Source organism: Rhizobium sp. G21, assembly GCF_014158035.1.
Lineage (GTDB): Bacteria > Pseudomonadota > Alphaproteobacteria > Rhizobiales > Rhizobiaceae > Rhizobium_E.
The window spans coordinates 1,633,469-1,658,869 of record NZ_JACFXW010000001.1 but is presented as its reverse complement, the minus strand read 5'-3'; the positions used below and the strand labels follow the sequence as shown (position 1 = coordinate 1,658,869).

General features: G+C 61.3%; 25 protein-coding genes and 3 pseudogenes. 22 read left to right on the top strand and 6 right to left on the bottom strand.

What is annotated here, in order from left to right; genetic code table 11:
* The first annotated feature begins 127 nt into the window (after positions 1-127).
* From H2O14_RS08525 to H2O14_RS08510, 5 genes are all read left to right on the top strand, one after another.
* Positions 128-2,728, top strand: a complete 2,601-nt coding sequence (locus H2O14_RS08525) for an EAL domain-containing protein (RefSeq protein WP_246697331.1) — start codon at positions 128-130, stop codon at positions 2,726-2,728.
* Between the two features lie 162 nt (positions 2,729-2,890).
* A complete protein-coding gene (locus tag H2O14_RS27290) occupies positions 2,891-3,505 on the top strand; it encodes a CHASE3 domain-containing protein (protein ID WP_246697330.1) in 615 nt (204 codons plus the stop codon).
* 77 nt (positions 3,506-3,582) lie between these two features.
* Positions 3,583-4,386, top strand: a complete 804-nt coding sequence (locus H2O14_RS27285; protein WP_312858574.1) for a HAMP domain-containing sensor histidine kinase — start codon at positions 3,583-3,585, stop codon at positions 4,384-4,386.
* Entirely contained in the window at positions 4,383-4,820 is a 438-nt protein-coding gene (locus H2O14_RS08515; RefSeq protein ID WP_182827300.1) for a response regulator, read from the top strand. Before H2O14_RS27285 ends, H2O14_RS08515 begins: the two co-directional genes overlap by 4 nt.
* A gap of 13 nt (positions 4,821-4,833) precedes the next feature.
* Complete coding sequence (locus H2O14_RS08510; RefSeq protein WP_182827299.1) at positions 4,834-5,865, top strand: histidine kinase dimerization/phosphoacceptor domain -containing protein; 1,032 nt, start codon at positions 4,834-4,836, stop codon at positions 5,863-5,865.
* A 102-nt stretch (positions 5,866-5,967) separates the two neighbouring features.
* Here H2O14_RS08510 and H2O14_RS08505 read toward each other — a convergent pair whose 3' ends face one another.
* The 3 genes from H2O14_RS08505 to H2O14_RS08495 all read right to left on the bottom strand — a co-directional run bounded on the left by H2O14_RS08505 (position 5,968) and on the right by H2O14_RS08495 (position 7,977).
* Positions 5,968-6,534: an RNA polymerase sigma factor gene (locus H2O14_RS08505; RefSeq protein ID WP_137156732.1), complete on the bottom strand. Its 567-nt coding sequence runs from the start codon at positions 6,532-6,534 to the stop codon at positions 5,968-5,970.
* Positions 6,535-6,536: 2 nt separating this feature from the next.
* Positions 6,537-6,740, bottom strand: a complete 204-nt coding sequence (locus H2O14_RS08500; protein WP_281409981.1) for a NepR family anti-sigma factor — start codon at positions 6,738-6,740, stop codon at positions 6,537-6,539.
* Positions 6,741-6,843: 103 nt separating this feature from the next.
* On the bottom strand, positions 6,844-7,977 hold the full coding sequence (locus tag H2O14_RS08495) for a PQQ-dependent sugar dehydrogenase (RefSeq protein WP_246697329.1): 1,134 nt from the start codon (positions 7,975-7,977) through the stop codon (positions 6,844-6,846).
* A 443-nt stretch (positions 7,978-8,420) separates the two neighbouring features.
* On the opposite strand from H2O14_RS08495, the gene H2O14_RS08490 reads away from it, so the two are divergent.
* The 4 genes from H2O14_RS08490 (at position 8,421) to H2O14_RS08475 (ending at position 11,177) form a co-directional block, all read left to right on the top strand.
* Positions 8,421-8,747 carry a DUF883 family protein gene (locus H2O14_RS08490; protein WP_182827298.1) on the top strand — a complete coding sequence of 109 codons (327 nt, stop codon included), beginning with the start codon at positions 8,421-8,423 and terminating at the stop codon, positions 8,745-8,747.
* A gap of 118 nt (positions 8,748-8,865) precedes the next feature.
* Positions 8,866-9,177 (top strand): hypothetical protein, encoded by a 312-nt coding sequence (locus tag H2O14_RS08485; RefSeq protein ID WP_182827297.1) that lies wholly within the window; start codon positions 8,866-8,868, stop codon positions 9,175-9,177.
* Between the two features lie 92 nt (positions 9,178-9,269).
* A complete protein-coding gene (locus H2O14_RS08480) occupies positions 9,270-10,079 on the top strand; it encodes a response regulator (RefSeq protein ID WP_182827296.1) in 810 nt (269 codons plus the stop codon).
* A gap of 90 nt (positions 10,080-10,169) precedes the next feature.
* On the top strand, positions 10,170-11,177 hold the full coding sequence (locus H2O14_RS08475) for a sensor histidine kinase (protein ID WP_182827295.1): 1,008 nt from the start codon (positions 10,170-10,172) through the stop codon (positions 11,175-11,177).
* Between the two features lie 26 nt (positions 11,178-11,203).
* On the opposite strand, the gene H2O14_RS08470 is transcribed toward H2O14_RS08475, so the two are convergent.
* The 3 genes from H2O14_RS08470 to H2O14_RS08460 all read right to left on the bottom strand — a co-directional run bounded on the left by H2O14_RS08470 (position 11,204) and on the right by H2O14_RS08460 (position 12,917).
* Positions 11,204-11,956 (bottom strand): Crp/Fnr family transcriptional regulator, encoded by a 753-nt coding sequence (locus H2O14_RS08470; RefSeq protein WP_312858573.1) that lies wholly within the window; start codon positions 11,954-11,956, stop codon positions 11,204-11,206.
* Between the two features lie 90 nt (positions 11,957-12,046).
* On the bottom strand, positions 12,047-12,439 hold the full coding sequence (locus H2O14_RS08465; RefSeq protein ID WP_182827294.1) for a hypothetical protein: 393 nt from the start codon (positions 12,437-12,439) through the stop codon (positions 12,047-12,049).
* Between the two features lie 19 nt (positions 12,440-12,458).
* A complete protein-coding gene (locus tag H2O14_RS08460) occupies positions 12,459-12,917 on the bottom strand; it encodes a YbaK/EbsC family protein (RefSeq protein WP_182827293.1) in 459 nt (152 codons plus the stop codon).
* A 481-nt stretch (positions 12,918-13,398) separates the two neighbouring features.
* Between H2O14_RS08460 and H2O14_RS08455 the strand changes: the two genes are divergently transcribed.
* The 13 genes and pseudogenes from H2O14_RS08455 (at position 13,399) to visR (ending at position 25,394) form a co-directional block, all read left to right on the top strand.
* Positions 13,399-14,997, top strand: coding sequence for a globin-coupled sensor protein (locus H2O14_RS08455; RefSeq protein WP_210275429.1), 1,599 nt, complete (start codon positions 13,399-13,401; stop codon positions 14,995-14,997).
* Between the two features lie 43 nt (positions 14,998-15,040).
* On the top strand, positions 15,041-15,334 hold the full coding sequence (locus H2O14_RS08450) for an STAS domain-containing protein (RefSeq protein WP_182827292.1): 294 nt from the start codon (positions 15,041-15,043) through the stop codon (positions 15,332-15,334).
* Positions 15,331-15,696 (top strand): chemotaxis response regulator CheY1, encoded by a 366-nt coding sequence (gene cheY1, locus H2O14_RS08445; RefSeq protein ID WP_137156722.1) that lies wholly within the window; start codon positions 15,331-15,333, stop codon positions 15,694-15,696. The genes H2O14_RS08450 and cheY1 overlap by 4 nt, the downstream gene beginning before the upstream one ends.
* Before the next feature lie 13 nt (positions 15,697-15,709).
* On the top strand, positions 15,710-18,019 hold the full coding sequence (locus H2O14_RS08440) for a chemotaxis protein CheA (protein ID WP_182827291.1): 2,310 nt from the start codon (positions 15,710-15,712) through the stop codon (positions 18,017-18,019).
* Positions 18,020-18,049: 30 nt separating this feature from the next.
* Complete coding sequence (locus tag H2O14_RS08435; protein ID WP_182827290.1) at positions 18,050-18,517, top strand: chemotaxis protein CheW; 468 nt, start codon at positions 18,050-18,052, stop codon at positions 18,515-18,517.
* A 2-nt stretch (positions 18,518-18,519) separates the two neighbouring features.
* A pseudogene (locus H2O14_RS08430) lies at positions 18,520-19,409 on the top strand (protein-glutamate O-methyltransferase); the annotation flags it as partial.
* Between the two features lie 7 nt (positions 19,410-19,416).
* Positions 19,417-20,476 (top strand): annotated as a pseudogene (locus H2O14_RS08425) (chemotaxis response regulator protein-glutamate methylesterase).
* The gene (locus H2O14_RS08420; RefSeq protein ID WP_137156717.1) at positions 20,476-20,865 is read left to right on the top strand and encodes a response regulator; all 390 of its coding nucleotides are present in this window, start codon (positions 20,476-20,478) and stop codon (positions 20,863-20,865) included. The pseudogene H2O14_RS08425 and the gene H2O14_RS08420 overlap by 1 nt, the downstream one beginning before the upstream one ends.
* Positions 20,862-21,410, top strand: a complete 549-nt coding sequence (gene cheD / locus H2O14_RS08415) for a chemoreceptor glutamine deamidase CheD (protein ID WP_182827289.1) — start codon at positions 20,862-20,864, stop codon at positions 21,408-21,410. Before H2O14_RS08420 ends, cheD begins: the two co-directional genes overlap by 4 nt.
* Before the next feature lie 17 nt (positions 21,411-21,427).
* Positions 21,428-21,817, top strand: a complete 390-nt coding sequence (locus H2O14_RS08410; protein ID WP_182827288.1) for a hypothetical protein — start codon at positions 21,428-21,430, stop codon at positions 21,815-21,817.
* 156 nt (positions 21,818-21,973) lie between these two features.
* Positions 21,974-23,683, top strand: coding sequence for a flagellar basal-body MS-ring/collar protein FliF (gene fliF / locus H2O14_RS08405; protein WP_182827287.1), 1,710 nt, complete (start codon positions 21,974-21,976; stop codon positions 23,681-23,683).
* Between the two features lie 314 nt (positions 23,684-23,997).
* Positions 23,998-24,651 (top strand): transcriptional regulator VisN, encoded by a 654-nt coding sequence (gene visN, locus H2O14_RS08400; RefSeq protein WP_182829310.1) that lies wholly within the window; start codon positions 23,998-24,000, stop codon positions 24,649-24,651.
* 33 nt (positions 24,652-24,684) lie between these two features.
* Positions 24,685-25,394, top strand: a pseudogene (gene visR / locus H2O14_RS08395) (transcriptional regulator VisR).
* Positions 25,395-25,401 lie beyond the last annotated feature (7 nt).

Here is a 25,401-nt window from a genome sequence, read left to right as displayed (position 1 = left end):
ATACCGTATATTTGTAAGGGCGTAACAAGGAATGTCTGACGGGGCGGCGGATTCCACTCGGAGACGAAGAAGGCTTCTCGGCTTCTTGTCTCTCCACTATGTGCCGGCTCTCGTGGCTATCGTGGCGATGGTTGGCATCTTGGTTTACGCCGACTGGCTGCACCAATCCTCTGCCTATCAGCAAAAGCGTCTCGCCTCCCTGGATCGCCTGAATCAGATCGCTTCCAGGCTCGACAGCGATATCCGCGGCAATTTGCATCTGATGCGCGGTCTCGTCGCCACCATAGAAGCGCTTCCCGCCATGCAGCAGGCGCAATTCTCCGAAATCGCGGCGCAGGTGATCCAGGGTCAGTCCCAGATCATAAACGTCGCCGCTGCGCCTGGTTTGGTGGTGCGCATGGTTCACCCCTATGCGCCGAACACCGCCGTCATCGGCCTCGATTACATGAAACTTCCGTCTCAACGCGACGCCGTGCTGACGGCGCGCGACAGTGGCGCTCCCGTCATCACCGGACCTGTCAAGCTGGTTCAGGGTGGTGAGGCCCTCATCATCCGACTGCCGGTCTTCCTGCCGATGGAGAATGGCAGGCGTGAGTTCTGGGGCATTTTATCTTCCGTGGTCAATCTAGCCGCGCTGTATGAGCGCAGCGGCCTCTTGGACGCGCAGAATACCGACCGACTGGCTATCGGCGCGCGGACCGAGGACGGGTTGCAGCTGGACCATTTTTTTGGAGACGAGACACTGTTGTCCGCCGACCGTGTGTCGGTGACTCTGGACGTAGGGCGCGAAACATGGATCATTTCCGCCGCCCCGAAATCCGGCTTCGGCCTCTCGCTCGCCGATGTCTGGCTGTTTCGCCTTCAACTGTTGCTCGCCGAGACGATCGTTGTGTTGCCGATGGTCTGGGCCGGGCGACTGATGCAGGAGCGGCAGCGCAACCTGGTGGCGATCCACGAACGTGAAGAAGCGATGAGGCTTCTCTCTCGCCGCCTGCAGGTGGCGCTCGAGACGTCGCAGATCGGCGTGTGGGAGTTCGATCCCGCGGCCAACCTGCTCGTCTGGGACGAACGCATGAAGGTGCTCTATGGATTGCCGCCGGATGCGCGCACCGCCACCTACGAGGACTGGAAGGACACGCTGCATCCTGCCGATTTTGCGCAGGCGCAGCGCGAATTCACCGAAGTGGTGACGAACGGCGGAGAATATCGCAGCGAATTCCGCGTCGTCGGCAAAGACGGCGCTATCCGCTTCATCCGCGCGATCGGCAACGCCTACCTGGATGGCAAGGGACGCAAGAAGATCGTCGGCGTCAACTGGGACGTCACCCAAGACATACGCCTGCAGGCCGATCTCCGGCGCGCCAAGCGCCAAGCCGAAGATCAGCATCGCGAACTCGAAAAGGCGCATCTCCGCATGGAGAACGCTGCGCTGCACGACGCGCTCACTGGCCTTCCGAACAGACGTTATCTCGATCAGATCCTCGCCGATATGGAAGACGCCGGTGGCGAAATGGACGTCACGGTCCTGCATATCGATCTCGATCGCTTCAAGGACATCAACGATACGCTCGGTCACGCCGCGGGCGACGTGATCCTCAAGCACGCCGCCCAGGCGCTGAAACTCAATGTCCGCGGCAGCGATTTCGTCGCCCGCATCGGCGGCGATGAATTCGTCGTGGTTTCGCGCATGCCGGGCTCGGCCGAGGAGCATTCCGACATGGCGAGCCGGCTCGTCGAAGCCCTGAGCAAGCCTGTCGATTACGAGGGCCACGAATGCCGCGTGGGCGCCAGCATCGGCATCGCTTCGCGCACGGATGCTTCGGAACCTGTGGAGCAACTGCTCGTCGACGCCGACATCGCTCTCTACGAGGCTAAAAGACGGGGCCGCAATCGCGTCGAACGCTTCAACGAGACGCTTCGGCTCAACGCCGTCCACACGAAGAAGACGGCTGACGACATTTTGCGCGGGCTCGAGCAGAACGAATTCATCTCCTTCTTCCAGCCGCAATTCGACGCCGCGACGCTGGAAGTCGTCGGGCTGGAAGCGCTGGCGCGCTGGGATCATCCGGTCAAAGGTCTGCTCGGGGCAGACGCGTTTCTCAAGATCGCCGAAAACCTCAAGGTCCTGGCTGCGATCGACGAGATCATACTCAACCAGGCCCTGATGCAGCTCAACCGCCTGAAGCTCGCCGGCATGCCGGTGCAGAAGGTGTCGGTCAACATCTCCGCCCAGCGTTTGCGCGAGGAGGGTCTCATCGAACGGCTGGCCGCATTGCCGATCCTGCCGGGCTCCCTGTCTTTCGAACTCCTGGAATCCATCTCCTTCGACGGTCACGACGGCGAGCTCGTGCCGCAGATCGAGAAGATCCGCGCTCTCGGCATCGACATCGAGATCGACGATTTCGGCACCGGCTATGCGTCGATCGTCACTCTCCTGAAGCTGACGCCACGGCGGCTCAAGATCGACCGGCAACTCATCCAGCCGATCGTGGAATCGAAGGCTCAGCAGCAATTGGTGCGGTCGATCATCGATATCGGCCGCTCGCGCGGCATCGAGATCGTCGCCGAAGGGGTGGAGACCATGGAGCATGCGGACATCCTGCGCGACCTCGGTTGCCACTATCTGCAAGGTTACGCCCTTGCCCGCCCCATGAGCCCCGCCGATCTGCTCCCCTTCCTCAAGGCGCGCAGTTGGATGCCGCTACAGCGCCTCGACGAGGTCGGCTGAATTTTTTCGCGAATTTTTGGAACCTTCCCTCCGCGCGCGTTGAATGTGGTCGACACGGGTGAAGTGTGAGAGGGGCATATGGTTTTGGCAAAGGCGGCGGCAGTCGCCCATGCAGCGCCGACGAGCGGGTCGGCGGCGGCATCGCGCGGGAGCGGCGCCTGAATGTCCGACCAACAGCAGTCGTTGATCCGATCGACGTTCATCGCTCTGGTGGCGAGCGCCTTCATCCTCGTCGGGATCGTTTCGGGGATAATCTATCTCGTCTACAAGACGCAACAATATGTCGCCGGCGCCGCGGAAGCGCGCATGGTCCGCAGCGCGGCGGCGGATCTTCTCCTGGCCATCCAGGATTCCGAAAGCGGCCAGCGCGGTTTCCTGCTGACCATGGAGCCGACATTCCTGCAGCCCTACCGTGATTCCATCGACGAGATATCGCGCCGCGAAGATGCTCTGGAGGCATCGATCAGCGGCAGCCGCTTCTCCGAAATCGATGTCGAGTCGCTGCGCCGGGTCATCACGCAGAAGCTGACCGAGTTGAAGGCGACTCTGTCGCTCGCACAATCCGGCCGTCGCGACGATGCGCTCGACATGGTGAGAAACCAGGTCGGCCTGTCGCTGATGAACGATATCCGCGAAACGCTCGGCGGCGTCATCGCCGAGGCCGATCGGCAGATCGCCCTGCAACTGCAAAGCCATCTCAATCTCGCCATGGGGCTTCGAATGGCGACGATCGCGGGCGTCATCGCCGTCCTGGCCGTCTTCGTCATCTTTTTCTGATCATCCGCCGTTATGTTCGCGAGATTCTGGCGGCGCGACGTGAACTGGAAGGACTGAACGCCGGTCTGGAGCAGCGGGTGCGTGAACGCACCGAAGACCTGATCCAGGCCAATCAGGAGATTCAGCGATTCGCCTATATCGTCACCCACGATCTCCGGGCGCCGCTGGTCAACATCATGGGCTTCACCAGCGAACTGGACAATGCGCTGAAGACCATCCAGGCCTATTTCAAGGGTGAGGCGGGTTCCGCTCCCGAGACGGCGCGGGCCGATACGGTGCTGGCCGTCGAGGAGGATCTGCCCGAGGCCATAGGCTTCATCCGCTCTTCCACGCGCAAGATGGACGAGTTGATCAACGCGATTCTCAAGATTTCGCGCGACGGACGCCGGCAGTTGAAGCCGGAGCGGATCGATGTCGCGCAACTCGTTCAGCACAACGCCGCCGCGATCCAGCATCAGGTGCTCGAAGCCAGCGGCGAGGTCAGCATCAAGGTCGATGTGAAGACCATCGTCACCGACCGCTTCTCGCTCGAGCAGGCATTGGGAAATCTGCTCGACAATGCGGTCAAGTATCGCGAGCCGGAGCGGCCTCTGCGTCTTTCGGTGCGCGCCTTCCGCGTCAACGCCTTCACGGTCGGCATCGACGTGAGCGACAACGGCCGCGGCATCGCGCCGGAGGATCATGAACGCGTCTTCGAATTGTTCCGCCGCTCGGGCGTGCAGGACAAGCCGGGCGAGGGGATCGGCCTGGCGCATGTCCGTTCGCTCGTGCGCAATATGGGCGGCGACATCCAGTTGAAATCGGAACGGGGCAAGGGCTCGACATTCATGATCCGGATGCCTTCGGATCTCAGTCGTTTTGTAGGGAGTATCAGCGAATGATGGCGGCAGGCAAAGAAGTAACGATCGTGATGGTCGAAGACGATGAGGGCCATGCGCGCCTGATCGAAAAGAATGTTCGGCGCGCGGGCGTCAACAATGAAATCATTCCTTTCGCAAACGGCAATTCCGCGCTCGACTTCATATTGGGCGAAGATCGCTCCGGGTCGGTGAGCGAGGGGCGGTATCTGCTGATTTTACTGGACCTCAACCTGCCCGACATGTCCGGTATCGATATTCTCGAAAAGGTCAAAGCCAATCCGCACACCAAGCGTCTGCCGGTGATCATCCTCACTACCACCGATGACGAACGAGAAATCCAGCGCTGCTACGATCTCGGCGCCAATGTCTACATCACCAAGCCGGTGGACTATGACAGCTTCGCGCACGCCATCCGGCAGCTGGGGCTGTTTTTTTCCGTGATGCAAATTCCCTGAAAGCGACCCGGCGATGGCGAAAAAGATCCTCTATATCGATGACGACTATGCGCTTTTCCGCCTAGCCCAGAAGTCGCTCGGGCGCCTCGGATACGAGGCCGAGCATGCCCAGGACGCCGTGCAGGGCCTGGAGCGCCTGGCGCAGGGAGATTTCCACGCCATCGTGCTCGATCACTACCTGCAGGGGTCGACCGGACTGGATTTCATGCGTCGTCTCGACGAGCAGGGGGTCGTGTTGCCGGTCGTCTACGTCACGGGCTCAAGCGAGGCGACCATCGCCGTCGACGCTCTGAAAGCCGGCGCGGCCGACTATGTCATCAAGACGGTCGGCGACGATTTCTGGCCGCTGCTCGGCAATGCGCTCCAGCAGGCGCTGGAAAACGCAGAACTCCGCGCTGCGCGCGAGGAGGCGGAGCAGGAGATCCGGCTCGGCAAGGAACGGGCGGAAATTCTGCTCGCCGAAGTCAATCATCGCGTCGCCAACAGCCTTGCGCTGGTCGCCGCTCTCATCCGTCTCCAGGTTTCGGCCAGCGAAAGCGATGAAGTTCGTCATGCGCTGTCGGAGACGCAGGCGCGGATCTCGGCCATCGCGGGCATGCATCGCAGCCTGTATACGTCCGACGATGTGCGCGAGGTGGAGATGAGCCGCTACCTCTCGACGCTGATTTCGGAACTGGCCGAGACCATGGCCAAGGACCGGCGCAAGTCCAATATCCGCTCACATTTCGAAAGCGTGATCTTCCCCTCCGATCGCGCCGTCTCGACCGGCATGATCGTCACCGAACTGCTGACCAACGCGATCAAATACGCTTATCCCGAAGAGGAAGACGGCGAGATCCGCGTCGAGCTGACCCGCCTCAACGACAGCGAAGCCCTTCTGGTCGTCGAGGACGACGGCCGCGGCATCGAGATGTCTCAGCCGGCGCAGGGCACCGGGCTGGGATCGCGAATCGTCGCCTCCATGGCGCGAGCCGTCGGCGGCGGCATCCGCTATGTCCCGCGCGAGCGCGGAACGCGCGCCGAGGTCAGCCTGACCATCCCCTGACAGTAGTTTCCGCCTGCCGGGCAGGCCACTCTTCGAGACATGTACATATGAAAAAGCCGCCGGTCGCGAAACCGGCGGCGTCGTTGTACGGTTCTGGCCGGATCACCCCACGAAGGTGCGGCCCGTCACGGCGAGTGCTCTGGAGTCCGGACCATATTCGCGGTCCCCTTCCACCGCCAGCAATTCGGCAAGCCGATTGCGCGCGCGGTTGACGCGGCTCTTGATCGTGCCGATGGCGCATTGGCAAATCTCGGCCGCTTCCTCGTAGGAGAAGCCGGAGGCGCCGATGAGAATGATCGCCTCACGCTGGTCGTCGGGCAGCTTTTCGAGCGCCGCCTTGAAGTCCTGCAGATCCAACGCGCCATACTGTCCCGGATGGGTCGACAGCTGTTCGGTGTAAAAGCCGTCCGAATCCTGGATTTCGCGACCGCTCTTGCGAATCTGGCTGTAGAACTCGTTGCGCAGGATAGTGAACAGCCAGGCCTTCATATTGGTGCCCGGCTCAAACGAGCTCTTCTTGGCCCAAGCCTTCATGATCGTGTCCTGGACGAGATCGTCAGCTCGATCGTGGCGGCCGGTGAGCGAGACGCCGAAAGCGCGCAAGCTGCCGAGGCAAGCGAGCATCGTACGCTTGAAATCTCTTTCGATGCTGTCTTCGTCTTGCGTCATGATCAGCTTTCCCCAGTCAGGAGGGACTGTTTGCCGGCGGCGTGGACACGCTCCGCCTTGTCCAGCTGTTCGAGCAAGTCGAGAAAGCGGGCCGGAATGGCTTCTTCCTGCAGGGAGTCGTAATACTCCTTGAGCTTCTTGGGGATCTCGCCGAACGGACCCGGCACGCCGGGATCCCCCATTCCGTTTGATTCATCATGGTTCATATGTGCGGGCTCGCATGGTTGCGCTGATTGTCGTCTGGTCTTCGCGGGAACGCCCTCGGCGGACATTGGTTCCATGCCGGCGTAGAATTAAACGACTGAATGGCTATTTCGGCTCCAAACGCCTCAGTCGTCCCTCGGCGTCATCTTCGATCACCCAAACATAGCCGTCAGGGTCGACCGCGACGTCGCGGATGCGCGCCTCCATGTCCCAACGGTCCGCCTCATGCGCGGCGCCGCTCGGATCGAATGTTATACGGCTGAGGCTCAGTCCGGCAAGTCCTCCGATCAACGCTGAGTCTTTCCAACCGGCAAACCGCGTGCCTGTATAGAAAGCGAGCCCCGCCGGCGCGATCACCGGGTTCCAGTAGAGCGAGGGCGCGGTGAGGTCGGGACGCGTCGAATGCCTCGGAATCGACGCGCCGCTGTATTGATCTCCATTGGAAACAAGCGGCCAGCCGTAATTGCCGCCCGCTTCGATGCGGTTGAGTTCGTCTCCGCCGCGAGGGCCCATTTCATGGGCCCAGAGTTGTCCGTTGGGGGCAAAGGCGAGACCATAGGGATTGCGGTGCCCGAAGCTCCAGATCTCCGGTCGCGCCTGACTGCGGGCCTCGAAGGGATTGCCCGGCGCAGGCTCGCCGTCGAGCGTGAGCCTGATGATGCTGCCCTGCGGCGTCGACAAATCTTGGGCGCGCTTCGGGCGCATCCGATCGCCCACCGTCAAGAATATATGTCGTCCGTCAGGCGCGAAAGCGATCACCCCGCCGGCCTGACCGCCGCCGGGTAAAGCGTCGTCACGCCAGACAACGTCGAAATTTTGGAGAGAGACTTCACCGTCGCCGCGAGCCAGCGACGCCCGCGCCAGCGCCAGAGATCCGCTCGCGGCGTTCGGTTCGACATATGTCAGATAGACCAGCCCGGACGTGGCGAAGTCCGGGGCGGGCGCGACATCCAGCAAACCGAGTTGGCCGCGATAGACCACGTCCGGAACACCCTCGACCGGCACTTTGTCGCCGCCTGTCGTGACGAGCCATATCCGCCCGCCTTTTTCCGTCACCAGCATCTCATCTTCGTCGAGAAAAGCGAGAGCCCAAGGCGTGTCGAAGACGGCGACGTCTGTGGCGGAAAAGGGAAGGTCGCTCGTCGCTTCCTTGCTTCCGGCATTTTCCGAAGCGACCGTCGCGCCGTCCGAGATCAGCAGGGCGGATAGTCCCGCCAAAAGCCATTTCATTGCTTTCATGCTCAACTCCTTTTGAAGATCTGTTACGCGACTTCGCCCGGTCCGGATGTTCGTCGGCGCAACAGAGGGGACTTTGCGCCAGGATGGCGGTGACACGGTGTCCAAAGCCGCCGAAGGTCTCCGCGATTTTGTAACCCCATGCATGTTGCTCGGTTCCGGATTACGCGAAAAATCGAGGTTTCAGCCATGTTGGCGGAACCAAACGTCGAACGCGGCGTTTTGCCGATGTCGAATGCAGAGCCCCCTCCTCTCCATTCGGAAGCTGGCGCCGGATCCGCCCCTTCATCCCCCCGAAGGCGCCAGACGCGTAAAGGAGAGAACCTTTCCTCCCGCCGGAATGGTTCTCTCCTTTTTATTTTCGGGAACTTTTTCCCCGTCCGTGCATTTTCCGGAGCGAGTGCGGTCGAGGCCGCGCGGGTCTTTACATCAGAAGGGATGACATCATGGCTTTTTCCGAAGCGAATGAGAAAAACGCGCCGACCGTCGAGGATCTCGAAGCGCAGATCGGCGATCTCAAGCGCGATCTCGCCGAGTTGACCAAGACCCTGACAGCCTTTGGCGCGGCAAAGGCGGAATCCTACCGAGACGGCGCCGAGCGCATGGCTGCCGATGCCGCCGCCGCTTCGCGCCGCGCTTTCAACGACGCCCGTGAAGAAGCCTATTCTCTCGGCCGGGACGTGGAGGATGAAATACGCGCTCGCCCTTTCCAGGCGGTGGGTCTGGCGCTCGGCCTCGGCTATCTCGCGGCTCTCCTGACCCGCAGAGGCTGAGCATGCAACACTTCATCACGCTGGCGGGGCGTAATCTGGCGAATGGCGCCAGTCGGGCTGCGGCGCGCGCAGGGCTTTTTCTAGCCTTCGCCTTATTGCTGGCGGTCGGTCTGGCTTTTTGCTGGCAGCAGCGTCCATCGCCATATCCGATATCTACGGCGTGGTGGTCGGCTGGTTGTTCGCAGGCTCGGTGTTGATCGCCATCTCCATCGTCGGCCTCCTCGCCATGACGATGCGCCGTCGCAGGGTCGTGATCCGACAGGCTCCCATCCGTCCGGTATCGGAGGTGGACCTCGCGCTTGGTCTTATGCCCGGCCTCATGCGTAAGAACCCATGGGCCATATTGGCCGTGTGCGCGGCTGGCGCTTTCTTTGCGGCGCGCCGGGTTCATGGCGAACCGCCGGCAGAGCGTCGCCGAGGAACGATATAAATTAATCGCGACGACTTACAGTCGCGGAACCTTTTGCTTATCTTCGCATTTACCAATGCGTCAGCAGAATCCAAGAAGGGGAGAACATCTGAATGACCTTGACCGAGCGCGTGGCCGCCCATTTGCCGTTCCTGCGCCGTTACTCGCGCGCGATCACCGGATCTCAGACCTCCGGCGATGCATTCGTCGTCGTCGCGACGCTCGAGGCGTTGATCGCCGATCTCAGTATCTTCCCGGAAGCGTCGTCGGACCGTGTGGCGCTGTATAAGCTTTTTGTCCGCATCCTCAAGTCGGCTCAGGTCGACGTGCCGCAGGCCATTTCGCCCTTCGCCTGGGAGAAGAAAGCGGTCGCCAATCTGTCCGCCGTGCCGACGCAGGCGCGCCACGCCTTCCTTCTGGTCTCCGTGGAAGGCTTTTCCTTTTCCGAAGCGGCCGAGATCCTGGCTGTCGGCATCGAGGACGTGAAGCGTCTTCTCGACGAAGCGACACAGGAGATCTCCCGTCAAATCACCACCGAGATCATGATCATCGAGGACGAGCCGCTCATCGCGCTCGACATCGAGCACATCGTGCTCGATCTCGGCCACAGCGTCAGCGGCATCGCCCGGACGCATTCCGAGGCGCTCGATCTCTATCGTCGCAGCAATCCGGGCATGATCCTCGCCGATATCCATCTCGCCGACGGCAGCTCCGGCATCGACGCGATCAACGACATTCTCAAGGTCGCCAGCGTTCCGGTGATTTTCATCACCGCTTTTCCCGAGCGTTTGCTGACAGGCGAGCGTGCGGAACCGACTTTCCTTGTCACCAAGCCGTATAATCCTGATATGCTGAAAGCATTGATCAGTCAGGCCTTGTTCTTCAATGAAGGCGACAAGGCCTATCAGGCTATGTCCGCCTGACAGATTTGACGCGTAGTAGCCGGCAAAGCGCGGTGCACGGAGAGGCGATATCGGTCTTTCCGCTGCAGGCGCGTAATTTCGAGGTGTAAGGTGCGGCGATTCCTTTGGCACGCCAAGGATCTCAACGAGGGAGAGCTTGGCCCGTTTTTCATCACGGCCCTGCTCGACATGAACGCCAGCCTCATTTTGCAGGACCGCGACCACAATTATCTCTGTGTCACGGGCCTCCCGGATATCTGGCGCCTGAAATCCGACGATGCGCCCGACGATCGTTCCGTCTTCGGCGCGGAGATCGGCGCCCGATTGGCGGACGCCAAGTCGCGTGCGCTCGAAACCCGTCAGACCGAAATCCTCGAAGTGACGCTCGAAGACGGCGGAGTCTTCGAGTTCCGGGTGCTTGCCTTCAGTGGCCATGGCGCGCAGATGCAGTTCATCACCACAATCATCGATCGGGGCGAAGATCGACGTCGCGAAAAGGTGCTTCATTCGCTCTTGCGGGACGTGAGCCATCGGTCGAAAAACCTTCTGGCGATCATCCAGAGCATCGTCACACAGACCTCGCAATATACGGATTCGATCGAAGCCTATGTGCAGAAGCTCAGGGGGCGCATCTTCTCCCTGTCGAGATCACAGGATCTGGTGACGGATTCCGGCTGGCGCGGCGCATTTGCGCGCGAGCTCTTGGAGCAGCAGGTCTCGGCCTATATTCCAAACGGCCAACAGCTGATCACGTTCGAAGGTGAAAACCTGTTGCTGTCTCCGAATGTGACCATGCATCTCGGCCTCGCCTTCCACGAATTGTTGATCAACGCCATCAATTTCGGCAGCTTCCTGCCGGCGGGCCAGACGATCGTGGTGACGATCGCGATGCAGGAGCGTGAGGGACGCGATTTCGTCAGTGTTTCCTGGCGCGAACCCCTGGACGCGGCCTATCGCAAAGCAGGGCAGGACTCTGCGCTGCCGGTTCGCAGGCTTGGGACCGCGATCCTCGAGCGGGTCGTTCCCGCCTCCGTCAACGGCAAAGCGGAATATAGCGTATCGCAAAGCGAAGTTCGTTACGGGCTGGTTTTTCCCGCCGATGCGCGGCGGGCCGCCTGACACTTCGGCAGCCTCGAGCCGCCGCCTCAAATGAAGGGGCGGCGTCTCGGCACCGGCGGGCGCCAGTCGGCGATCCGGGCCAATTCATCCTCGTTCAGCACTTCGCAGCCGCGCTCGAGCCAACGGATGACGCCGCGCTCCGCGAGCTTGCGCAGGGTCTTGTTGGTGTGAACGATCGACAGTCCCAAAGTGTCGGCGACATGCGACTGGGTGACCGGCAGGTTGATGAACTTCGTGTCCGCCATTCCCGACTCCCGCGCCTTATGCGCGAGGAAGGCGAGGAGATAGGCGGCGCGCTCGATGGCGCTGCGGCGGCCGATGCTCAGAAGATGCTCGTCGAGAATGCGCTCTTCACGCGCCGCTATCCAGGTCAGGTCGAAAGCGAGACCGGGATGATCGCGAAACAGCGTGCCGAGCCGCTCCCGCTCGAATACGCACAACGACAGCGGCGACAGGGCTTCCACAGAATGCTGCATTTCCCCCATGAGCGTGCCCTGCAAACCGAGCAGGTCGCCGGTCGCGACATAGTTGAGCACCTGCCGTCGGCCGTCTTCGAGGATCTTGTAGCGGAAGCCCCAACCCGAGAGCACCGTATAAAGGTGAGGGCTGAGGGAGCCTTCGCTGAGCACGGTCGCGCCGGGCTCGATCAACATCTCGCCACTTTTGAATTCGGAAACGAAATCGAGTTCCGGCGGGGAAAATTCTCGGAAGGTCTCGAGATTTCTGATCCAGCATTTTTCGCAGTCGTGCCGCACTGTGCGGCGAGATGATGACTCCACTCGGGCTTCTCCGTAGAATGCAGCATATCAATGTTGCTGGGCCGTAAAAGTTCCGGACATGTCAAAGTTAAATGACTTACCCGACCCAAATCAGTTGATTGCGCGGCATTGAAACCGGGCTCGGAGAGTGATTTGCGGATTCTGGTGGTGCAAAAGGAATATCTCATCGCGCTGGACGTCAAGGAAGCGCTCGCAGGGCTGTTGCCGGGAGATATCGAAATCGCGTCGCTGATCGAACTGGGCGCGAAGCTGCGCGCGCGGTCGTGGGATCTCGTGCTCCTGGATACGGGCGAAACGCCCGAAACGGATCGTCGCAATGCTTCGGCCGTGCTCGCTTCCGGATCGGCGCTGGTGTTTCTGACCGGCCATGTCGACTTCGCCGAGGGCGTGCCCGGCTTTCAGGAATGGCCGGTTCTGGGTGAAGCCCTTTATCGAAGGGCAGTTGCTGGACGCCGTCTTGCGAGGTCTGGCCTTGGCCGGCAAGAGTTGAGACGTCCTCCGACTACTGGCAGACGTCGACCCATTCGGCGCCTGCCAAAGCAGCCATGCGCTCGGGCGAGATCCTGACGGCGGCGTGAATGTCCCCGGCTGCAGGCACGACTTCGGCGTAGTCCCTCAGCGAAATATCGCAATAGACCCGGAGGGGCTTCGGCAGCCCGAAGGGACAGACGCCGCCCACGGGATGGCTCGTCTCGGCGGTGACTTCGTCGAGAGCGAGCATGCGCGGTTTGGCGGCGAAACGCGCCTTGAACTTCTTGTTGTCGAGCCGCGCCGTGCCCATGGTCACCAGAAGGATGGCGTCTTCGCCGACCCGGATGGCCAGGGTCTTGGCGATCTGTCCCGGCTCGACCCCATGCGCAGCCGCTGCCAGTTCGACGGTGGCGGTGCTGACCGACAACTCGATGACTTCGATGTCCGGCGCGTTGTCGCGGAAAAACTGTTTGACGCTGTCGAGGCTCATACGCGGTCCGTTCGGGATGATTGCCTCGACGATCATAGAAGCGGCGATACGGCTGGCAAGCCCGGATTGCGCGTTGAAGAAGGTTAACGGCAGAGAAGGTGGATCCGCCGATGCGACAAGTATCTCCCACGCGGACGCGCATACGGAAATCCTGCGCCCGAGGCGATTAATTGCCGGCTTGGCCGGTCGATGTTCGCTGTTGGCGGCGCTCTTATTTTAGGAAAAATGCGTGTTCGCGGATGGCGTTAACCTTCAGGCAAGGAATTAACCATAAACATTTTACTTACGCCGGAATGGGATCGCTGCGTGGTCCGATTGGCATGAAGCCGCTTCGCCGTGCCGGTATCAAGTCCGGATTTTCGAACATGTTCTGTGAGATCGTGCTCTACGCGGCGAAATGCGGAAATCTTTCGCAGCCGTGCAAAGCAGGCCGTGTCAGCCCGTCGGCTGGCGTCGCGCGTTGTGACGGGGATTTAAAGTGGTGGACGGGGCTGCATCGGCGGACAGGGAAAGACGCGAAGGCGGAAGCCTCGGCGGTCGCCTGCGTTTCGCGGGGCTCGCCGCCGAAGAAGCCGCGCTTTTGCGCGAACGCCGCAACGACCTTTTGCCTCATGTGAAAGATGGTCTCCGCGATCTCTTCCAGCGCTACCAAACCTTCCCCGACGCCGCACGCCAGTTCCAGAGCGAAGGGCAGATCGATCGCCTCCACGATCTCTGTCAGTCCCATTGGGACGTATTGACCGATGCGCGGTTCGACAGCCTCTATGCCGAGCGCGTGAAACTGCTATCCGACACCGAGAGCCGAGGCGGGCTTGATCCGCGCTGGCGTATCGCCGGGCAGGCGGTCGTTCTCGAGCACCTCGTCGCCGGCGTTCTTCGCGACAACTGGCCGAAGAGCTGGTTCGGCGGCGCCCGCAAGCGGGATGAGGCGCTGCGGCTCGTCTCAGCGCTCATCCGCGCCGTCATGGTGGATCTCGAAATCTCCACCTCGCTCCGCTTCAACGAGAGCCGGCTGAACCACCAGAAGGAACTGGCGGCGAAAGACGCCGCCCGTCGCGGCGAGACCCGGGCCTTGATCGGCGAGATCGCCGAACGGCTCGCCGGCAAGGATTTTTCCCAACCGGTCGGAGAGCAGGCGCCGGAAGATTACCGTGACCTCCTGGATAGCCTGAACGGCGCGTTGCAGGTCATCAGCGCAGAATTGCGGCGGTCTTCGGACACGGCCGAACTGGCGCGCGACGGAGCGAGCCGCATTGCGTTGTCGGCGTCGGCGCTCGCGTCCAACAGTGATCAGGCGTCAGGGCGGCTGGGCGAGGTCGCTTCCGACGTCGCTGCGCTCGCCGCCAAGGTGTCGGCGGCGGCCGATCGCGCCGGTCTCGCCGAGGGCGCTTCCGGAAAAGCCCGCGACGCGGTGATCGAAAGCGGCAAGATCGTCGGACAGGCCATCGACGCCATGGCCGATATCGAAAGCTCGGCCGAAAAGATCGGTCAGATCATCGGCGTCATCGACGACATCGCATTCCAGACCAATCTTCTCGCCTTGAATGCGGGCATCGAGGCGGCGCGCGCCGGCGACAGCGGCCGGGGCTTCGCCGTCGTCGCGCAGGAAGTGCGCGGACTTGCCCAGAGATCGGCGGACGCGGCGCGCGAGATCAAGGATCTCGTCACCGGCACCAAGGCTCAGGTCGACAGCGGCGTCGCGATGGTCAACCGCACACAAGGGGCGATCGGTGAAATCGCCACGCAGGTCACCGAGATCAATACGGCGATTTCGCGTCTTGCGCGCGACACGGGCGAATGCGCATCGGAAGTCTCCAGCCTTGCGGAAGCGGCCAATTCGATTGGCCGCATGCTCACCGAAACTTCTCATGTCGCGACGGGCGCGTGTGAACACTCCGATAACCTTAAGGCTGTAATAGTAGAGCTTGGCGACACGATCAGGGCGTTCAGGCTCGGCCAATTCGACCATGGCCGCGTCTCGGGACCTTCCCGGAGGACAGGAAGCGACCAGATCGTTGCGCCCGTGACGGACACCGGACCGACGGCATTCGCCTTGCTCGAGGAAAGGGTGGCGTCATGACGCATGAACGGGGACCTGAAATCAAAGCGACGGGAAAGACCCAATGAGTGGCAAAGCAATGAAGAAACTCAGTCTGGAGAAGATCCTCGATCTGAACGAGGCCTCCGCCCTGCACGGCAAGCTGATGTCGATGCGCGGCAGCGATCTCGCGATTGATGGATCCGCAGTGGAGCGTTGCGGCGCTCTCTGCATCCAGGTGCTGATGTCGGCATCCAAGACCTGGGAACAGGAAAAGCTCTCGTTCAAGTTCTCAAACATCTCCGACGCGCTCGTCAAGACGATGCAGCTCATCGGAGTCAATCACGAAATGATGCTCGCAAAGGAGAGCAAGCAATGAAGAAACGCGTTCTCACGGTGGACGATTCCAGAACCATCCGAAACATGCTTCTGGTCACTCTCAACAATGCAGGCTTTGAAACCATCCAGGCCGAAGACGGCGTCGAAGGTCTCGAAGTGCTCGAAACCTGCAATCCCGACGTGATCGTCACGGACATCAACATGCCGCGTCTCGATGGCTTCGGCTTTATCGAAGGCGTGCGCAAGAACGACAAGTACCGCGCGATCCCGATCCTGGTTCTGACGACGGAAAGTGACGCGGAAAAGAAGAATCGCGCTCGCCAGGCAGGCGCGACGGGCTGGATCGTGAAACCGTTCGACCCGACGAAATTGATCGATGCCATCGAGCGCGTAACCGCTTAACGGGAACAATCCTATGGATATGAACGAAATCAAAGAGATCTTTTTCCAGGAATGCGAGGAACAGCTCGCGGAACTGGAATCGGGTCTGCTCAAGATGAATGATGGAGACACGGATCCTGAAACGGTCAACGCCGTTTTTCGAGCCGTCCACTCCATCAAGGGCGGCGCAGGCGCCTTCGGTCTTGACGACCTCGTGGCGTTCGCCCACGTGTTCGAGACGACTCTGGATTGCGTTCGTTCCAACAAGCTGGATCCCGGTCCCGATGTCATGAAGGTCATGCTCAAGTCGGCGGATGCGCTGGCCGACTTGACCAACGCCGCCCGCGACGGCAGCTCGGTCGATCCGAGCCGGACCTCGGGTCTCGTGAAGGATCTCGAAGCGCTCGCCCATGGCGAGCCCCTGCCGAGCGCCGGCGGGGCGGAGCCCGCTCCGAAGGCCGCTCCCGCGCCCAAGGCCGCGGCGCCTGCGCCCAAGCCGGCGGCCGCCGCGCCTGCGCCGACCGATGACAGCGGCTTTCAGCCGATCCCGTTCTCCTTCGACGATTTCGGCGACGAACCCGAAGCCGTCGCGCCGACCTTCGAGATCAACTTCAAGCCGCGCACGGAGCTCTACACTAAGGGAAACGACGCCGCCCTGCTGCTGCGCGATCTGCGCCGCCTCGGCGACATGAGCTTGCATTGCGACATGACCACGCTCCCGGCTCTCGACCAGATGGAGCCGGAAAACGCCTACTTCTCCTGGAAGGTCTGGCTGAAGACCGACAAGGGCGAAGACGCCGTTCGTCAGGTGTTCGAATTCGCCGAATGGGACTGCGAACTCGACATCAGGCAATTGGGCGACGGCGAAGGCATCGGCAACGAAGAAGCCGAAGAATTGCCGATGGTGCCCATTCCGTTCGATCTCAGCATCCTTGAGGACGACGAGCCCGCCGTGATGATCGAGGATCATCACGCGGAAGAGGAGATGGCCGCCGCCGCCGCCATGGCCAGGCAGACCGCCGCCGCCGCGTCGGAAGTCGTCGCCAAGGTCGAGCGCGCCGCAGCCCCCGCCGCTGAAAAGCGCGAGCCCGCCGCCGCCGCCGCGAAAGCCGCCGACGCCAATTCGGCCGCCGGCGCCAACCAGACCATCCGCGTCGATCTCGATCGCGTCGACCGCCTCATCAACCTGGTGGGCGAGCTCGTCATCAATCAGGCCATGTTGGCCCAGAGCGTCATCGAGAACGACTCGACCGGCACCCAGGGCATCAATATGGGCCTCGACGAGCTCCAGCAGCTCACCCGCGAGATCCAGGATTCGGTCATGGCGATCCGCGCCCAGCCGGTCAAACCAGTCTTCCAGCGCATGTCGCGCATCGTCCGCGAAGTCGCCGACATGGTGGGCAAGTCCGTCCGTTTGGTTACGGAAGGGGAAAACACCGAAGTCGACAAGACGGTCATCGACAAGCTCGCCGAGCCGCTGACCCACATGATCCGCAATTCGGTCGACCATGGCATCGAAAGCCCGGAAAAGCGCGCCGCCATCGGCAAGCCGGCCGAAGGCACCGTGAAGCTGACCGCCAAGCATCGCTCCGGTCGCATCCTGATCGAACTGTCGGATGACGGCGCGGGCATCAACCGCGAAAAGGTCAAGCAGAAGGCCATCGACAACGACCTCATCCCGGCCGACGCCAATCTGTCGGACGAGGAAATCGATAATCTGATCTTCATGCCGGGCTTCTCAACCGCCGACAAGATCACCGACGTGTCCGGCCGCGGCGTCGGCATGGACGTCGTCAAGCGCTCCATCCAGGCGCTCGGCGGCCGCATCTCGATCCAGTCGCGCCCGGGGCAGGGCTCGACCTTCATCATGAGCCTGCCGCTGACGCTGGCCGTCCTCGACGGCATGGTGGTGACGGTCGCCAACCAGACGCTGGTCGTGCCGCTGACCGCGATCGTGGAAACGCTGCAGCCGGAGGCGAGCGCCATCCACTCCTTCGGCGCCCATCAGAAACTCATCGCTATCCGCAATTCGTTCTGCCCGCTGGTCGATGTCGGCCGTATCCTCAACTATCGCAGCAATTCGGCCAATCCGGTGGATGGCGTCGCGCTGCTGGTGGAGTCGGAAGGCGGCGGTCAGCGCGCGCTGATGGTCGATGCGATCCAGGGTCAGCGCCAGGTCGTCATCAAGAGTCTCGAGGCCAATTACACGCATGTTCCGGGCATCGCAGCCGCCACCATTCTCGGCGACGGCCGGGTGGCGTTGATCCTGGACGTGGACGCGGTGGTCGCAGCTTCCCGAGGTCAGTCCTTGAGATCGGAGAGCGCGCTCGCCGCGACGGGTTGAAGATGATGTGAGGAGTATGGGTTCGTCAGAATGTCGTACACAGCAAAAGCCATTTCGCAGCAAGGTCGCGAGCTCATCGCATTCCGGATCGGCGATCAGGAGTTTACCGTGAACATCATGTCCGTCCGCGAAATCCGTGGATGGACGCCTGCCACCCCCATGCCGCACACGCCGTCTTACATGCGCGGAGTGATCAACCTGCGCGGGGCAGTCCTGCCGATCATCGATCTCTCGGCCCGGCTGGGCATGAAGCCGGCCGAACCTACAGCGCGCCACGTCATCATCGTGGCCCAGATGAGGGACAAGATCGTTGGTCTGCTGGTGGACGCGGTGTCCGACATCCTCACGGTGACGGACGACCTGATCCAGCCAACGCCGGAGATCGCCTCCGATCTCGAACGATCCTTTGCTCGCGGCATCATCGCGATCGAAGGGAGAATGATCTGCCTGATGGAACTGGAAGCCCTGTTCCACGAGAGTGAAAGCGAAGCTGCGTGACCATGAGTTTAGCCATTGACCCGCGCCGTAATCAGGAAGAGATCCTCGCAGGGGTGAGTTCCCGTTGACGCGCCGCGATCTCTCCGAGATCGCCGCGATGATCTATTCGGATGCGGGCATCTATCTCAACGAGACCAAGGCTTCGCTCGTCTATTCGCGGCTGTCCAAGCATATCCGGCAACTGGGCCTTCGGGATTTCCGCACCTATTGCGAACTCGTGTCGTCGCCGAACGGCGCGGCCGAGCGCCGCGAAATGCTGTCTTTCCTGACGACCAACTTCACGCGATTCTTTCGTGAAAACCACCATTTCGACCATCTGCGCACCGAAGTTCTGCCGGGCATGATCAGCCGCTTGAAATCGGGCGGACGCGCGCGCATCTGGTCCGCCGCCTCCTCGGATGGCCAGGAGCCCTATTCGATCGCGTTGACGGCGCTGTCGGTGATGCCGAACATCGCCGACTACGACTTCAAGATCCTCGCCACCGATATCGATCCGAAGATTCTCGCCGCGGCCCGGCTCGGAGCCTATGACGCCAGTTCGCTCGAGACCGTCAGCCCGCAGATGCGCAAGCAGTATTTCTCCGAGGTGAATATCGACGGCAAGCAGAAATGGCAGGTCAGCGACACCGTCAAGCGGCTGATCACCTATAACGAGCTCAACCTCATGGCCAATTGGCCGTTCAAGGGCAAGTTCGACGTGATCTTCTGCCGCAATGTGGTGATCTATTTCGACGAACCGACCCAGGTCCGCATCTGGAACCGTTTCTCCGATCTTCTCACCGACGGCGGTCATCTCTATATCGGTCATTCCGAGCGCGTATCGGGCGAGGCCAAGGCCTTCTTCGACAATACCGGAATCACGACCTACAAGTTCATCGGCAAGTCAGGGGGAGGAAGACCTGATGGCGCCAGCACGCGTACTCGTCGTCGACGACTCTCCCACGATGCGGGGGCTGATTTCGGCCGTGTTGAATTCCGACCCCGACGTGAATGTGATCGGGCAGGCCCGCGACGCCATGGAGGCGCGCGCCGCCATCAAGGAACTCAATCCCGACGTCGTGACCCTCGACATCGAAATGCCCGACATGAACGGGCTCGATTTTCTCGAAAAGATCATGAAGCTTCGCCCCATGCCGGTGATCATGGTGTCGTCGCTGACGCATCGCGGCGCGGAAGCCACCATCGCGGCTTTGGAGATCGGCGCGTTCGATTGCATCGGCAAGCCGGCTCCCGGCGATACGCGTCCGTTCCATGAACTGATCGACAAGGTCAAGGCGGCGGCCAAGTCGAGCTATCGCTATCAATACATGCGCAAACCGGCGAACCCGGCGCCGGCCGCCAACATCAATGCAGTACCGTCGGACTACCGGGTCGGACGCAAGGTCGTGGCGATCGGATCTTCCACAGGCGGCGTGGAGGCTCTGATAGAAGTTCTTAAGAAATTTCCGGTTAATTGCCCGCCGACTGTCATAACCCAGCACATGCCGTCAACCTTTACGAAAAGTTTCGCGGAAAGGTTGAACCGCCTCTGTGCGCCTCAGGTGCAGGAAGCGACCGATGGAGCCCGGCTCGAAATCGGCCGCGTTTATCTTGCTCCGGGGGCGAGCGTCACATGACGGTCGCAAACGCCCACGCGCCCGTGTGCCGTCTGCTGGAGAAGCCGCCGGTCAACGGACATCGCCCCTCGGTCGACGTCCTGTTCGATTCGGTGGCCGAACTTGCCGGACGCAACGCGGTGGGCGTCATCCTGACCGGCATGGGCCGCGACGGCGCATCGGGACTACTGAAGATGCGTCACGCCGGAGCGCGCACCGTCGGCCAGAATGAAAAGACCTGCGTGGTCTATGGAATGCCCCGCGTGCTTTCGAACTCGGCGCTGTGGAAACGCAGCTTCCGCTGACGGCCATCGGGGAAGAAATATTGAAACTTACTGCCGCCCGAAAAGAAGGGAGCGACTGATGTCTATCGCTGAAAAAATCAAAGTCCTTATTGTCGATGATCAGGTAACGAGCCGCTTGCTTCTCAGTGACGCTTTGACCCAGCTCGGGTTCAAGCAGATTACGGCAGCCGGCGACGGGCAACAGGGCGCACAGATCATGGCCCAGCAGCCTCACCACCTGGTCATCTCGGACTTCAACATGCCGAAGATGGATGGCCTGGGACTTCTGCAGGCCGTCCGTTCGAACCCGGCCACGAAGAAGGCTGCCTTCATCATTCTGACCGCCCAGGGCGACCGCGCGCTCGTCCAGAAAGCGGCGCAGATGGGAGCCAACAACGTCCTGGCCAAGCCTTTCACCATCGAAAAGATGAAAGCGGCCATCGAGGCTGTGTTCGGATCCCTGAAATGAGCGATGGCTTCAAGCGAGTTCACGTAATCCAAGGCGAGTGGAAAGTCTCGCGCGATCCGGATGTGGTTCTGTCCACCGTGCTCGGCTCCTGCGTCGCCGCCTGTCTGCGCGATCCGGTGGTCGGCGTCGGTGGTATGAACCACTTTCTCCTTCCCGGCTCCGCCGAGGCCATGGCGCAGGGCGGCGACGTATCCCGCTACGGCGTGCATCTGATGGAACTGCTGATCAACGGCCTGCTGAAGCAGGGCGCCCGTCGCGACCGTCTCGAAGCGAAAATCTTCGGCGGCGCCAAGACGATCGCGTCCTTTTCGAATGTCGGCCAGCAGAACGCGGAATTCGCGATGCGCTTCCTCAAGGACGAAGGCATCAAGATTGCAGGCGCGTCGACCGGCGGCGACGCCGGTCGCAAGCTCGAATTCTGGCCGGTCTCCGGCCGGGCACGTCAATATGCGCTGACCGGCGCCGAAACGCAGCGGACCGTGCAGCTCGAAACGCGCCCCGTGCCAGCGCCGAAGCCCGCCGAGTCGTCGATCGAGTTTTTCTGATCTGGAAGGATCACGCCATGCATTCGAGTGTAGTATCGCATACGGCCGAGATCGAAGAGTCGCTGCCAGAAATCCTGATGCGGGTGGTTTCCGAACTGCACGACGTCGCCTATCTGATCGAACGCATCGAACCCTTCCTGACCAATTCGAACGGCGTGGACTTCATGGACGCGGCCGATCGCATGATGGTTCTGCAGGGCATCGATCTCGCGGTCCAGAAAACCCGCGGTCTCGCGGAGTTCATCGATACGGTGACGGCGTCCATCCCGGAGGAAACCTTGGTCGACATCACCACGGCGCTCAACCTGGTCAAGCTGGCGGACATGCAGCGCGCCCTTTCCGGAGGCACTCGCCGCGGCCATTCACAGCCGATCATCAAGACCGCGGGAGACTGCGATCTGTTCTGACGCCGCTGATGCGGGCCCGTGGGGAAGGGCGAAAAATGGGTAGGAGATCCGGAGGCCGCTGACCTCCCGACATCACCCTCGCGCAAGTTTGAAGCCATAGAGTGTAGGCAAGGAATGATACCTTGACCTCGTGGCGCTTAACTTCGCGGGAACAGAATGAATCTGTTGAATCAGCTTACAGCTATACTCAAGAACCTGACGTCGCTGGGCATGACCAAGCTCGTGGCCCTGGGCGCAATCTTCGGATTGACCCTCCTGGCGATCCTCGTCGGCAGCTACTATGTCAACAAGCCAGGGTATGAAACCCTCTATGTTGGTCTCGAAGCTTCCGATCTCAATCAGGTGGGAATCGCGCTCGCCGAAGGCGGGCTCGACTATCAGGTCGGAACCGATGGCGGCTCAATCTCCGTGCCCGTCGGCCAGACCGGAAAAGCGAGACTGTTTCTCGCCGAACGCGGCCTTCCGAATTCCGCCAACGCCGGCTACGAATTGTTCGACAATGTCGGATCGCTCGGCCTGACCTCCTTCATGCAGGAAGTCACCCGGGTTCGGGCGTTGGAAGGCGAAATCGGCCGCACCATCCAAACCATCAACGGCATCAACGCCGCGCGCGTTCACATCGTCATGGCCGATCGAGGCTCCTTCCGCCAGTCGGAACAGAAGCCGACGGCGTCCGTCATGATTCGCGCCTCCGAACAGGTCGGCCGCCAGGCCGCGGCCTCCATTCGGCATCTGGTGGCCTCCGCCGTTCCGGGCCTGAACGTCGACGACGTCACCATCCTCGATTCGGCCGGCCAACTGCTCGCATCCGGCGACGATCCGTCCAGCAGTTCCCTGAACCGCTCGCTCGGCATCGTTCAGAACGTCCAGCAGGAAATCGAAAGCAAGATCGACAATGCGCTGGCGCCTTTCCTCGGCATGGACAATTTCCGCGCGTCGGTGACCGCCAAGCTCAATACAGACGCCCAGCAGATCCAGGAAACCATCTTCGACCCCGAATCCAAGGTCGAACGCTCCGTTCGCGTCACCAAGGAGGACCAGAAGTCCGAACAGGTGTCCCAGGAGCAGGCGACGACGGTCGAACAGAACGTTCCCCAGGGCAACGAGAGCGCCGGCGCCGGACCGAAGTCGTCGGATCAGGCGAACAAGAAGGAAGAACAGACCAACTACGAGATCAACCAGAAGACCGTCGCCACCGTTCGCAACGGCTATACGATCGACAAGCTGTCGATCGCCGTGGTCGTCAATCGCGGCCGCATCGCCAAGCTAGCCGGCGAGCCTTTCGATCAGGCGAAGTTCGACAAGATCGTCGCGGAAATGCAGAAGATCGTCACCTCGGCGGCAGGCATCGATTCGACGCGCGGCGACGTGGTGAATGTTTCGGCGATCGACTTCCTCGACAACCAGTTGCTGAACGAAGCGGCGACGTCCGAATCCTTCGCGGACATCTTCATGCGCAACATGGGCACCATGATCAACGCGCTGGCCTTCGTCGCCGTCGCCTTCCTCATCGTCTGGCTCGGCTTCCGTCCGCTCATCAAGGCGATCGGCGGTCCCGAACTCGGCGCGGCGGCCCTCGGCGCCCCTGGCTCGGTTCCCATCGGCGAAAGCGCCGGACTGGAACTGCCGGACTTCTCGCCGCCGACGGTCGGCGGACCGGGCGCCACTCTCATGGACGGCTTCGGTTCCGACTTCGGCTTCGATTCGACCGACGACATCCTCAACCCCGGAGAGGACGACGGCTCCGGACTCGCCAAGCGGGTCAAGGAAGGTCCCGAGCGCCGACTGGGCCGCATGGTGGAGATCAGCGAAGAAAGAGCCGCCAAAATTCTCCGCAAGTGGGCGATTCCGGAACAAGCGGCCTAACCCAAAAAATCGAAACGACAATAACGCCGGCCTCGCGCCGGCGTTTTCTGTTTGCAGCGGCTTCGGAAACCACTGAAAATCGTGAGGCTACTTGAGCCGGAGGATTAAAAAATTGTATTCGGGGTCGAATCAGTTTCACCATGAAGGCGTTCGGATCTATCGTGATGACGACAATGAACGGGGCAGCGTTTTCTTCGCGGGCCCGCGGCAACCGACCGGGTGGTGAAGTGACCGCTAAAAGCGACAGCGGATCGTTGACAGAAGCGTCGGGCTCGGTCCGGGCGCATGTGAATGGCACGATCAGCGCGGACCAGATGCTGGACCGTTTGAACAGAAGCATATCGGCCCAGGACGTCGCCTCCGCGGCAATGGCGCTCTGCGACTATGTCGGAGCGGAGGGGTATCTGCTGGCCCGTCATGAATTGAACAGCGAAGCCGGTCTCGACAACATCATTTCCTCAAATTGGCCGTTCGACCTCGTTCGCAATCGCGGGCGCGAACTCCTGGCGCGACTGTCGCGAAGCACCGAGCTGGAGAAATGCCTGTCCGTGCTCAACCCCGCCTTTTCCCTATTGGTCGACGACAAGAACGGCGCCGATCAGTCGGGGCGCGAATATTGCACGATCATCTTCAATGCCGGACGGACACGCTATTGCCTGATGTTCATCTGCCCGCCGGATGTGATCCTGTCGCAGCAGAGATTGCGGGAAACGGGACTTCTGGCCGGCTACCTCGCCAGCCTCATGTTCAGGGATGCGGTCCGCAGCGCCCGTGACATGGATCTGACCGACCGCGAACTGGAATGTCTCTACTGGATCGCCGAGGGCAAGACGAGCGACGAGATCGCCACCATCATCGGCATCTCCAAGAACACCATCAACAATTATATCACCAGCGTGATGCGCAAGACCGCCACCCGCACCAGATCGGAGGCGATCGCCTATGCCGTGCGACACAATCTTGTTTGAGGAGCGGCGCCTGTGAAGGATGGCAAGACCGGCATGGATGGCGGCGGCAAGCGAAACATCCGTTCGCTCAGCCGTTCGGATTTCTTTCCGAGGCTGGTGTCCATGCAGCGCACCGCGCATGCCCGCAATTTCGCGGTCTTCAAGACCAACAATTCGGGTCTTCCCAGCAAGCGGAAGCTGGCCTGCATTCTCGACAATTTCCAGTCCGACAACCAGATCGCCGCGGCCTCGATCCTCGAGCATTACAGCCAGGAGTTCCTCGATCATCTCGAGACATCGTCGTTGCCGCTGCTTTGGAACGGACTGGGAGAGGCGCAGACTGCGGAGACGCCGGATTTCACCGGCTTCGTGAGCCGGATTAAGCAGCGCAGCCTGCCGGTTTGCGGAATCGCATTTCCGGTTCGACTGGGATCGATGGGCAATGGCTTCATCGTGTTTTCGGCCAATTACCTCGATCTCGCCTGGGAGACGATTCTCGATCTGCACGCCCGATCACATCAGTTGATGATGGATCTCTTGACGCTCGACGAACGCCGATCGGCGCCCGACGAGGTGCTGTCGAGCCGTGAAATCGCCTGCCTGCAGCTCGCCGGAGACGGCTTGGTCAGCGAGGAGATCGCCGTGCAGCTCGGTCTATCCGTGCACACGGTCAACGCCTACCTGTCGTCCGCCACGGTGAAACTCGATTCGGTCAATCGTATTCAGGCGATCGCCAAGGCCATCGCCTCGGCTATATCGCCTGAATTCGCG

Bases quoted from the DNA above. Each gene is read 5' to 3' on its own strand.
- H2O14_RS08515 (WP_182827300.1), top strand. From the start codon at position 4,383: ATGATGGCGGCAGGCAAAGAAGTAACGATCGTGATGGTCGAAGACGAT.
- H2O14_RS08450 (WP_182827292.1), top strand. From the start codon at position 15,041: ATGAGTGGCAAAGCAATGAAGAAACTCAGTCTGGAGAAGATCCTCGAT.
- fliF (WP_182827287.1), top strand. From the start codon at position 21,974: ATGAATCTGTTGAATCAGCTTACAGCTATACTCAAGAACCTGACGTCG.
- H2O14_RS08490 (WP_182827298.1), top strand. From the start codon at position 8,421: ATGGCTTTTTCCGAAGCGAATGAGAAAAACGCGCCGACCGTCGAGGAT.
- H2O14_RS08480 (WP_182827296.1), top strand. From the start codon at position 9,270: ATGACCTTGACCGAGCGCGTGGCCGCCCATTTGCCGTTCCTGCGCCGT.
- H2O14_RS08460 (WP_182827293.1), bottom strand. From the start codon at position 12,917: ATGAGCCTCGACAGCGTCAAACAGTTTTTCCGCGACAACGCGCCGGAC.
- H2O14_RS08435 (WP_182827290.1), top strand. From the start codon at position 18,050: ATGTCGTACACAGCAAAAGCCATTTCGCAGCAAGGTCGCGAGCTCATC.
- H2O14_RS08410 (WP_182827288.1), top strand. From the start codon at position 21,428: ATGCATTCGAGTGTAGTATCGCATACGGCCGAGATCGAAGAGTCGCTG.
- H2O14_RS08505 (WP_137156732.1), bottom strand. From the start codon at position 6,534: ATGACGCAAGACGAAGACAGCATCGAAAGAGATTTCAAGCGTACGATG.
- H2O14_RS08525 (WP_246697331.1), top strand. From the start codon at position 128: ATGGTTGGCATCTTGGTTTACGCCGACTGGCTGCACCAATCCTCTGCC.
- H2O14_RS08440 (WP_182827291.1), top strand. From the start codon at position 15,710: ATGGATATGAACGAAATCAAAGAGATCTTTTTCCAGGAATGCGAGGAA.
- H2O14_RS08420 (WP_137156717.1), top strand. From the start codon at position 20,476: ATGTCTATCGCTGAAAAAATCAAAGTCCTTATTGTCGATGATCAGGTA.
- cheD (WP_182827289.1), top strand. From the start codon at position 20,862: ATGAGCGATGGCTTCAAGCGAGTTCACGTAATCCAAGGCGAGTGGAAA.
- H2O14_RS08495 (WP_246697329.1), bottom strand. From the start codon at position 7,977: ATGAAAGCAATGAAATGGCTTTTGGCGGGACTATCCGCCCTGCTGATC.
- visN (WP_182829310.1), top strand. From the start codon at position 23,998: ATGCTGGACCGTTTGAACAGAAGCATATCGGCCCAGGACGTCGCCTCC.
- H2O14_RS27290 (WP_246697330.1), top strand. From the start codon at position 2,891: ATGTCCGACCAACAGCAGTCGTTGATCCGATCGACGTTCATCGCTCTG.
- H2O14_RS08510 (WP_182827299.1), top strand. From the start codon at position 4,834: ATGGCGAAAAAGATCCTCTATATCGATGACGACTATGCGCTTTTCCGC.
- cheY1 (WP_137156722.1), top strand. From the start codon at position 15,331: ATGAAGAAACGCGTTCTCACGGTGGACGATTCCAGAACCATCCGAAAC.
- H2O14_RS08500 (WP_281409981.1), bottom strand. From the start codon at position 6,740: ATGAACCATGATGAATCAAACGGAATGGGGGATCCCGGCGTGCCGGGT.